Raw genomic sequence first — 8,410 nt, forward strand, 5'->3', positions numbered from 1 at the left:
CGACCCCCGTGCTGGAGGTCGCCGACGTCTTCCGCGCCGCCGGGCCGGCCTACCGCGCCGCCCGGGCCGGGCACCTGAGCCTGCACCAGCGCAAGGTCATGACGGCGATCGAGACCTGCCGCACCGCCGCGCTGGGCGGCCATGTCGAGGCCTGCGACGGCTGCGGGCACACGCGCATCGCCTACAACTCCTGCCGCGACCGGCACTGCCCCAAATGCCAGGGCGCGGCGGCCCGCACGTGGCTGGCTGCGCGCGAGGCCGACCTCCTGCCGGTCGGCTACTTCCACGTCGTGTTCACCTTGCCCGCCGAGCTCGCGCAGATCGCCTTCCAGAACAAGGCCACCGTCTACGACCTGCTGTTCCGGGCAGCCTCCGAGACGATGCTGACCATCGCCGCCGACCCGAAGCATCTCGGTGCCCGCATCGGGCTGACCGCCGTCCTCCACACCTGGGGCTCGGCGCTGACCCACCATCCGCACGTCCACATGATCGTGCCCGGCGGCGGCCTCTCGCGCGACGGGACCCGCTGGATCTCAGCAAAGCCCGGCTTCCTGCTACCGGTGCGCGTCCTCGCCAAGCTGTTCCGCCGCCTGTTCCTGGCCGGACTGACCGCCCTGCACGCGTCTGGACGGCTCGCTTTCTTCGGACGCCTGACGCCCCTGGCCGAGCGCCGCGCCTTCCTGCGCCATCTCGCGCCGATCCGAACCAAGCGCTGGGTCGTCTACGCCAAGCCGCCGTTTGCCGGACCCGCGGCGGTGCTCGCCTACCTGTCGCGCTACACCCACCGCGTCGCCATCTCGAACCGGCGGCTCGTCGGCTTCGACGCGGCCGGCGTCACCTTCCGCATCAAGGACTATCGCCGCGACGGGCCGGAGCGCTACGGTGTCCTGACGCTGGCCGCGGACGAGTTCATCCGGCGCTTCCTCCTGCACGTCCTGCCCAAGGGCTTCCACCGCATCCGCCACTACGGCCTGCTCGCCAGCGCTACCCGCCGCGCCAATCTCGCCCGCATCCGCGACCTGCTGGCCGCCGCACCGCCGATCACCCCGGCTGAGGCAGCGCAGCCATCCGATTGGCTCGCCCCGTGCCCGTGCTGCGGTGGGCGCATGACGGTCGTCGAGATCTTCGGCCGCTTCCAGCAGCCGCGAGGTCCGCCGACCGCCTCGGCTTCAACCCGGATGAGGGCCACGTGACCCGGCCCGCCCTGAGGCCCGTCGCCTGCTGCGAGCACCACGCCACAGGCCATGGACCGTCGTGCGCCTGTGCCGGCCGACGACCCCGTGGTCAGCCATCCCCGCCCGGGTATGCCCCCCGCCTCGGCCTCACAATGCGATCCTGGCGGGCAACGGATCGGCCTCAGCCGCCACGTGCGGGCCGGGACACGGTCACGCGCTGGCCACCGACAGACACCCCGCCATCGGGCCGAAACGACCAATCCCCATAGCTGAGCGCCTCGGTCCCCGCGGGTTCCTTCTTCGGAGACTTTCGTACGCCTCACGGCGCCCGAAACTCTTCACGCAAACGGAACGTCTGCTTCCTGATAGAAGACTAAGGTCCGGTGCCCACCATCTGTGACACTGATCACGGGGCTGGCGACCGGCATAGGCGTCGGCGGTGAGCATACGTTTTCGGACATCCTCTGCGATGCCCCAAGCCGGTAGCGCTCAAGTGGAGCTCTGATCGTGGTCCAAGATCTGGGCCGTCAGGTGAATGACACCGGGTTCAGCCACGTAAGCGGACCCCTGGGCCCGCGACCGGTTCCGTTCTACGGTCAGGCTTCGACGTCTTGTCCTCGACCTGCACCATGCCGATCAGGCGCGAGCACCGCTTCTTCTATCCGATCGATTGGCCACAGCTCTCCCGCGTGATCCGGTTCGACCGTGCCGGAGGGCGCTGCGAGTGTTGCGGCAGGCCGCATGGGCAGCGCGTGGCCCACCTCGGCGATGGCTGTTGGTGGGACGGGGAGGCGGCGTCCTGGAGGGACGGAAACGGGCGGCGCGTGCGCCGCGCGCCCGGATCCGTGGACATCCTCGGGCGTGTGCGTCGGACCCGGGTGGTCCTAGCCGCAGCCCACCGCGACCACGACACGGCGAACAACGTCGGGGCCAACCTCGCGGCGTTCTGTCAGCGGTGCCACATGATCCACGATCGCCCCGAGCATCGCCGACGCCGGTGGGCCACGCTGTTCCGGCGCAAGGCGCTCGGCGACCTGTTTCGGGGACCCTATGCCTGAGCGCGGATCGGCCAGGAGACACCCGACCCCTGGGGTGCGTTTGAGGCGATGTGAGAGGGCGGGTCCGCGCCTCCCCGATCCGATCAGCGCGCGGGCGACAGGTCGAGGCCGGCGCGCCAGACCGCGCCGTACAGGTAGCCTTGCTTTTCATTCCACACTCGGACCCAGGCGAGGTCGCCTTCCAGGCGTTCGACCGGGACCCAGGTATTGGCCGGGAGCGTGTAGGTCATCCTGAAGCCATCCGGTCGCGAGAGGATGGCGGTCAGCGGATACACTGAGCGTTCGATCCGGGGCGTCGCCCGGCGGGCGAGCTCGAACCAGCCTCCCGCGATCACCAAGAGGGCGAGCACGGCCGGATGAAGGGCACCGCGCAGCAGCGCGATGCCAAGGCGGCGCCCGCGCGCGAGGATCCGGCCACGCGGCCACCATCGGCGCCGGGGTTTGGCGAAGGCGGCCTGGATCGAGCGGCGCAGTCTGACCCGGTCGGGGCCGATCAGGGCCGCGTCTTCGAGATGGGCCATGCGCTCGCGCGGCGCGAGCCGCAGCAGTTCGGTCAGCCGCACTCGGCTGTTCTGTCCGACCCGACGCGCGGCGGCGCGTTCGGCCTCCTCGGCACCGCGTAAGCGAGCATCCACGATGCGGGCCACGGGTTCAGCCCTCCAACCACGCCGCGGCCGGGGCGGTAGCCGCCATCGCCTTGGCGCGGAAACGGGTGAGATCCTCGACGATGCGGCCGGCCTCGGCGAAACCGAATTGCGTAATGAGGTTATCCTCGGCCCCGGCGAGGTCCTCGCCGATGAACCGCAAGCCGCCCTTCTGCAGGAGCTCGTTGGCGCGCGCGTCGAGGCTGAGCCGCTCCAGCCGGGTCAGGGTGACGCCTTTGCCGAGCGCCTTCAGGGCGGCCGGGTCGACCGGGCCCTCGACCTGGTTCTCGACCGCGAACCGGGCGGCCGCGAACGGTGCTGCGAGGTCGAGCAGCATCGGGGCGTTGGCCAGGGCGCCGGGCTCGCTGGTGACCACGACGAGCAGGGCGAACGTGATGCCACGCCGGCCGTAGCGCCCGCCCGCCTCGCGGATCAGCGGCAGGAGCGAGCCGGCGGTGTTGGCCCCGACATCGACGATCACCGGCCCCTCGGCCGCGGCCATGGCGTTGAGCACGCCGTCGAATTCGGCGCGTGCGGCCTGGCCGCCGGTGCGGTCGATCTCACCGCGTTCGGCGCGAACCGGGAAAAACGCGAGTCGGTCGTCGAGTTCGACCAAGCGGCGGCCGGCCTCGATCTCGATCAGGCGGGCGGTGGGCAGGCATTCGGCGAGCGCGCGCACAAGGACGGTCTTACCGGAGCCACCCTTATCCTGGGCGACGAGGAGGATACGCGGCATCAGGTCAGGCCTTCTTCAGGAGCTTGTGCAGGGCGTCGAGGCCGGCGCGCCGGATCGCCTCTTCGCTGGCGTGCGCGGTACTGTCGGGAGCGGGCGGCGAAGCGGGCGGGACCGGTGCGATCAGCGCTGGGGCGGCAGTGAGGTCGGTGCGCGCGGGCTGAGGAGCAGCGAGATCGGCGCGACCGCGACGTGCGGTGGCCTGCTCGGCCTGTCGACGCAGCTGCGCCTCGACCTGTCCGACGATGGCGGTGAGCCGGGACGCGGTCAGGGGGCGACCGGCACCCTGGGTGACGCCCTGGGCGCTCATCGCCGCGGCGATGGCGGCCCAGGTGATACCGCCCTCGCGCAGTTGTCGGATCATCGGCAGGCCGTCGCGCACGGCGCGGGTCACGCCGGTGGTCTCCCGGCCGATGCCGCCGGCGGGACGCGTGGCCTGGACGCGCTTGGCGTCCCGGGCGAGGCGCTTGGGATCGAGGGTCATGGCCGGGAGGGTTGCCCGACCCGGGGTTAACGGTGGCTTGGCCCAGAGCGCTTGCCAGGGCTGCCAGCCTTTGCCGTTGCGTTTGCCGTTAAAAGACCATGGTCGAGATGGGTCACACCTCACGCACTGAAGTGACCCAGCGTTAACCGCACGGCGGCGTGGGCCTCGCCCGACCGCCTCGACCGTGCCACGGCTGCCGACCCGATCCACGCGCAGCAGGTACGCCGATGACCCAGGAGGTCAAGCTCACCGTGACCCTGGAGGCGGCGCTCACCGCGCGGTTGCGAGCCGCCGCGGCCGAGCGTGGCTGGTCCGCCGAGAGCCTGGCCGCCGCGTGCATCGCCCAGCACCTGGAGGTGGCGATCCGTCACCGGACCCTGGTCGAGCGCCTGGAGCAGGTCGACGGCGCCATCCTCGACATGGCTCAGGCCGTCGGCGAACTCGGTGCGCCGACGGCCGGCATTGATCTGTCCAAGGTCTGCCGCTTGCGCAAGGGCGACGGCGTCGTCGATCCGGTGCCGTGACCGCCTCGCTACACCGACTGGGTGCCGGCTCACCGGTGGCGGCGTACTACACGCAGGACAGCCAGCGCGAGGCCCGGCCGGATCGACGCGACGAGTACTACCTCGCAGACGGCGGCGGGGTGTGGTGGAGCAGCGGCGAGACGGTCGTGCGCCACGGTGCTGCGATCGATGCGGCCTCGTTCCGCGACCTGTGTGCGGGGATCCATCCAGGCACCGGCAAGCCGCTGGTCCGCGGCGCCGGCCCCGGTCACTGGGCCGGGGTCGACTGCACCCTGACACCCGGGAAGTCGATTTCCGTGCTTTGGATGGCCGGCACGCCCGAGCAGCGCGCGGCGATCGAGGCCGCCCACCGCTCTGCCGTCGAGCGAGCGCTCGGTTTCGTCGTCGCGGAGGGGCTCGTCACCGTCCGGACCGGCGCCGGCGGCACGGAGCAGCATCGCCCGCGCGACCTGATCGTCGGCCGGTTCGACCACTATACGACCCGGGAGGGCGATCCGAACCTCCACACGCACTGCGTGCTGATCAACGTCGCCGGTACGCCCGAGAATGCCGGATCCGGGCGGTACAAATCAAGAACACACCTGACCATCGAGCCCGACCGTCTGTACGCGGCCCAGCTCGGGGTGGGAGCCGCGTACAGGGCCGCCCTCGCCGAGGACCTGCGCGAGCGCTTCGGCCTGCAGTATCGCGAGGCCGGGCGCGGGCAGTGGGAGGTCGCCGGGCTGCCGGAGACGCTGCTCGCGGCCTTCTCCAAGCGCGCGGAGCAGATCCTCGCCTATGCAGGGGCGGGGGCCAGCAGCGCCCAGCGCGAGATCGCCGCCCTGGCGACCCGCCGGGGCAAGGACGAGCTGCCGACCGGGGTGGAGCTGGAGGCGCGCTGGCGGGAGGAGCTCGCCGCCTGCGCGATCGATCCGTGGCTGGCCGCGCGTCACCCCGAGCGCGACCCCGCCCTGGCGATGGCCACCGAGCGCGAACGAGATCTCCCGTTCGACCCGCCCGAGATCCCCGGCGATGGCCCGGTGGCGCGTGCCGCCTCGGCCCTGTTCCGGCACGAGAGCGTTCTAGCACGCAAGGACCTGCTCCAGCGGGCCCTGGAGATCGCCGGTGTCGCCGGCCTCGGGGTCGACGCCGTGGCGGCGGAGCTCGCCCGGCTCGAGCGGGACGGCACGCTGATGCCACTGGCCGATGCCGCGATGGTGCCCGGCGCCAGCGCGTGCTGGACCAGCCCGGGCATCGCCGCCTGCGAGGCCGCGATGCTGCGCGCCGCCGATCGCCCCCTGGAGCGGAGCTGGATCACGCCCGAGGCGGTCGAGGACGCGCTGGCGCACGCCCCTCACCTCAGCTCGGAGCAGGGCGAGGCCGTGCGTCACGCCGCTGGTCGGGACGGGGTGTCGCTGCTGCAGGCCGGTGCGGGGACCGGCAAGACCACGACGGCGGCCGCCCTGGTCGCCGCTGCCCGTGCCTCCGGCCTCCGCGTGATCGGCCTCGCGCCGTCGTGGGTGGCTGCCGACGAGCTCGGGCATTCGACCGGGATCCCGGCGCAGGCGATCGCGCGCTGGCGCCACGACCTGACACGGGCGGCAGGCCCGGATACCACCCACAGGCTCGACAGCCCGGCTACGCTCGATGCTGATACCGTGGTGCTGGTCGATGAAGCCGGGATGGTCGCGACGCGTGACCTGGAAGCCGTGCTGAGCGCAGCCCAGTCGGCCGGGGCGAAGGTGGTGCTGATCGGCGACCGGCGGCAGCTCGCCTCGGTCGGCGGCGCGAGCGCGCTCCGGGCGGTCGCCGACGTGGTCGGGCGCTCCGCCGTGCTCGAACACGTCCGCCGGCAGGCCGTGGAGTGGCAGCGCGCCGCCTCGGTGCTGATGGCACGCGGCGAGGTCGAGGCGGGCTTGCGCGCCTACGCGACTCGGGACCGGATCGAACTGGTCGCCGGCGCCGAGGCCGCGCAGGCGCGCGTGCTCGCGGTCTGGAACGAGCAGCGCGCGGCGCATGGCGAGGATGTTCTGATCGTAACCCGGCGCAACGCCGACGCCGCGGCGTTGAACGTCCGGGCGCGGGCCGTGCTGCGGGCGGAGGGGCGCCTCGGCCCCGACCTGGTCACCCTGCCGGCGCGCGACCGCGACGACAGGCCGGCGCCGCTCGCGCTCGCAGTCGGCGACGCCTTACGCTTCGGCGAGAGCCTGCCGCATCTCGGGCTGCGCAACGGCAACCGCGCCAGGGTCGCGGCGATCACGGCCGAGCCGGATGAAGCGGTACGCCTGCGCCTGACGCTGGAGGATGGTCGCGCGTTGGAGGTGGCGTGGTCAGATCTGGCGCAACAGCCGCGGTTCGGCCGGGCGCGGTCTCAACCCAGGATCGTGCACGCCTATGCCGGCACCGCTTACGCGGCGCAGGGCCGGACCTCCTCCGCAGCGGTGATGTATGTCGGGGCGGCGACCGACGCGCGGGAGCTCTACGTCGGCCTGACCCGACACCGGCACGAGGCCAGGGTGGTGGTCGAGCGCGACCGGCTCGACGCCCTGTGCCGACAGCGTCAGGAGGATGCGCGCATGCCGGCGACCGACGCGATGGTGCTGGAGCGCCTGTTCCGCGAGGCGCGGACCTACAGCGAGAAGATCAACGTGGTCGACTACGCCGCCGACCGGGTCGCGTTCGTGCGCGAGGGATCACTGGGAACGCGCGAGCCCATCGGCCGAGGGTTGGACGTGCCGCGCGTGATGCGCGCAGCGCGTCTGTTGCGGGAGGCCACGGTGTGGCTCGGCGTCGAGCAGCTCATCGTGCCGACGTGGCGGCTGGTGGATGCCTACGGGCGTCGTTTGACACAGGCACCGGCACGGGTGTCCCGTGCTCTGGTAGGGGAGCTTGCCCGTCGCCTCGGCCGCCCCGATCCGCTGTCTCAGCGTGAGCGGGGTCGGCACATCGAGCGATGAGGAGGCCGGATGCAAAGTACCAAAAACGATCTCGTTGCTAGCAGCGCTAGCAACGCTTACAATCAGAGCATGGCGGTTTCTCATGCACCCAACGCGACGATCACGATCCGTAACCTCGACGGCGGGGTGAAAGAGCGGCTTCGCATGCGGGCCGCCAGGAACGGTCGATCGATGGAAGCCGAGGTGCGTTCGATCCTCTCGGATACGCTGGACACCGAGGCGGCCGAGTCGGTGAACCTGGCAGAAGCGATCCGTCGGCGGGTCGCACCCCTCGGCGGCATCGAGCTTGACGACCATCCGGCCATCTCGATCGGAGAGCCGCTAAGCTTCGAGCTGTGATCGTCCTCGACACCAACGTGATTTCGGAGCTGATGCGGCCGGAGCCCGACCCGACCGTAATCGCATGGGTTGCCGCGCAACCCCGCGCATCGCTCTACACAACGAGCATCAACCGGGCAGAAATCCTCTACGGCGTCGCGACTCTTCCGGCCGGACGCCGCCGTGAGGGCTTGGAGTCGGTAGTCCAGGCGATCTTCTCAGAGGAGTTTGCCGGACACATCCTTCCGTTCGACAGCCGCGCCGCCGAGTACTATGCGCGGATCGCGACGGCACGGCGCATGGCCGGCGTTCGGATCGAGGGTTTCGATGCACTGATCGCCGCCGTCACGGCGGCGGCCGGCTTCCGCATCGCCACGCGAGACGTGGGGGGCTTCGAGGGCTGCGGCCTTGAGGTCATCAACCCCTGGGACGCCGTCGCAGCCTAGCCCGTCTTATTCACGAGGGCAGTGGATCTGTGGTGGCGAGCGTAGCGTAAAGCATTGATGTGGCTTAGGGATTGGGTGCTGACGCCAAGTCC

The 8,410-nt window shown here is 71.4% G+C and carries 9 protein-coding genes; 6 read left to right on the forward strand and 3 right to left on the reverse strand.

The genetic code is table 11. From position 1 onward, the window contains the following. Window positions 1-8: 8 nt before the first annotated feature. On the forward strand, window positions 9-1,193 hold the full coding sequence (locus BM396_RS04825; RefSeq protein WP_043378755.1) for an IS91 family transposase: 1,185 nt from the start codon (window positions 9-11) through the stop codon (window positions 1,191-1,193). Between the two features lie 611 nt (window positions 1,194-1,804). Continuing rightward, a complete protein-coding gene (locus BM396_RS04830; protein ID WP_091994684.1) occupies window positions 1,805-2,233 on the forward strand; it encodes a hypothetical protein in 429 nt (142 codons plus the stop codon). A gap of 83 nt (window positions 2,234-2,316) precedes the next feature. Here BM396_RS04830 and BM396_RS04835 read toward each other — a convergent pair whose 3' ends face one another. The 3 genes from BM396_RS04835 to BM396_RS04845 are packed head-to-tail and all read right to left on the reverse strand — an operon-like array spanning window position 2,317 to window position 4,094. After that, complete coding sequence (locus tag BM396_RS04835; protein WP_091994687.1) at window positions 2,317-2,880, reverse strand: hypothetical protein; 564 nt, start codon at window positions 2,878-2,880, stop codon at window positions 2,317-2,319. A gap of 4 nt (window positions 2,881-2,884) precedes the next feature. Next, a complete protein-coding gene (locus BM396_RS04840; RefSeq protein WP_091994689.1) occupies window positions 2,885-3,613 on the reverse strand; it encodes a hypothetical protein in 729 nt (242 codons plus the stop codon). Window positions 3,614-3,617: 4 nt separating this feature from the next. Next, window positions 3,618-4,094 (reverse strand): hypothetical protein, encoded by a 477-nt coding sequence (locus tag BM396_RS04845; protein ID WP_091994692.1) that lies wholly within the window; start codon window positions 4,092-4,094, stop codon window positions 3,618-3,620. A gap of 227 nt (window positions 4,095-4,321) precedes the next feature. Between BM396_RS04845 and BM396_RS04850 the strand changes: the two genes are divergently transcribed. From BM396_RS04850 to BM396_RS04865, 4 genes are read left to right on the forward strand one after another with little or no spacing between them, the layout of a single operon-like run. After that, window positions 4,322-4,618, forward strand: coding sequence for a hypothetical protein (locus BM396_RS04850; protein WP_091994694.1), 297 nt, complete (start codon window positions 4,322-4,324; stop codon window positions 4,616-4,618). Then, entirely contained in the window at window positions 4,615-7,554 is a 2,940-nt protein-coding gene (gene mobF, locus BM396_RS04855) for a MobF family relaxase (protein WP_091994697.1), read from the forward strand. Before BM396_RS04850 ends, mobF begins: the two co-directional genes overlap by 4 nt. Before the next feature lie 9 nt (window positions 7,555-7,563). Beyond that, window positions 7,564-7,893 (forward strand): FitA-like ribbon-helix-helix domain-containing protein, encoded by a 330-nt coding sequence (locus tag BM396_RS04860; protein ID WP_307356114.1) that lies wholly within the window; start codon window positions 7,564-7,566, stop codon window positions 7,891-7,893. Next, the gene (locus BM396_RS04865) at window positions 7,890-8,318 is read left to right on the forward strand and encodes a type II toxin-antitoxin system VapC family toxin (protein WP_091994704.1); all 429 of its coding nucleotides are present in this window, start codon (window positions 7,890-7,892) and stop codon (window positions 8,316-8,318) included. The genes BM396_RS04860 and BM396_RS04865 overlap by 4 nt, the downstream gene beginning before the upstream one ends. The last annotated feature ends 92 nt before the right edge of the window (window positions 8,319-8,410 follow it).

This window comes from Methylobacterium sp. UNCCL125 (assembly GCF_900116795.1).
GTDB lineage: Bacteria > Pseudomonadota > Alphaproteobacteria > Rhizobiales > Beijerinckiaceae > Methylobacterium > Methylobacterium fujisawaense.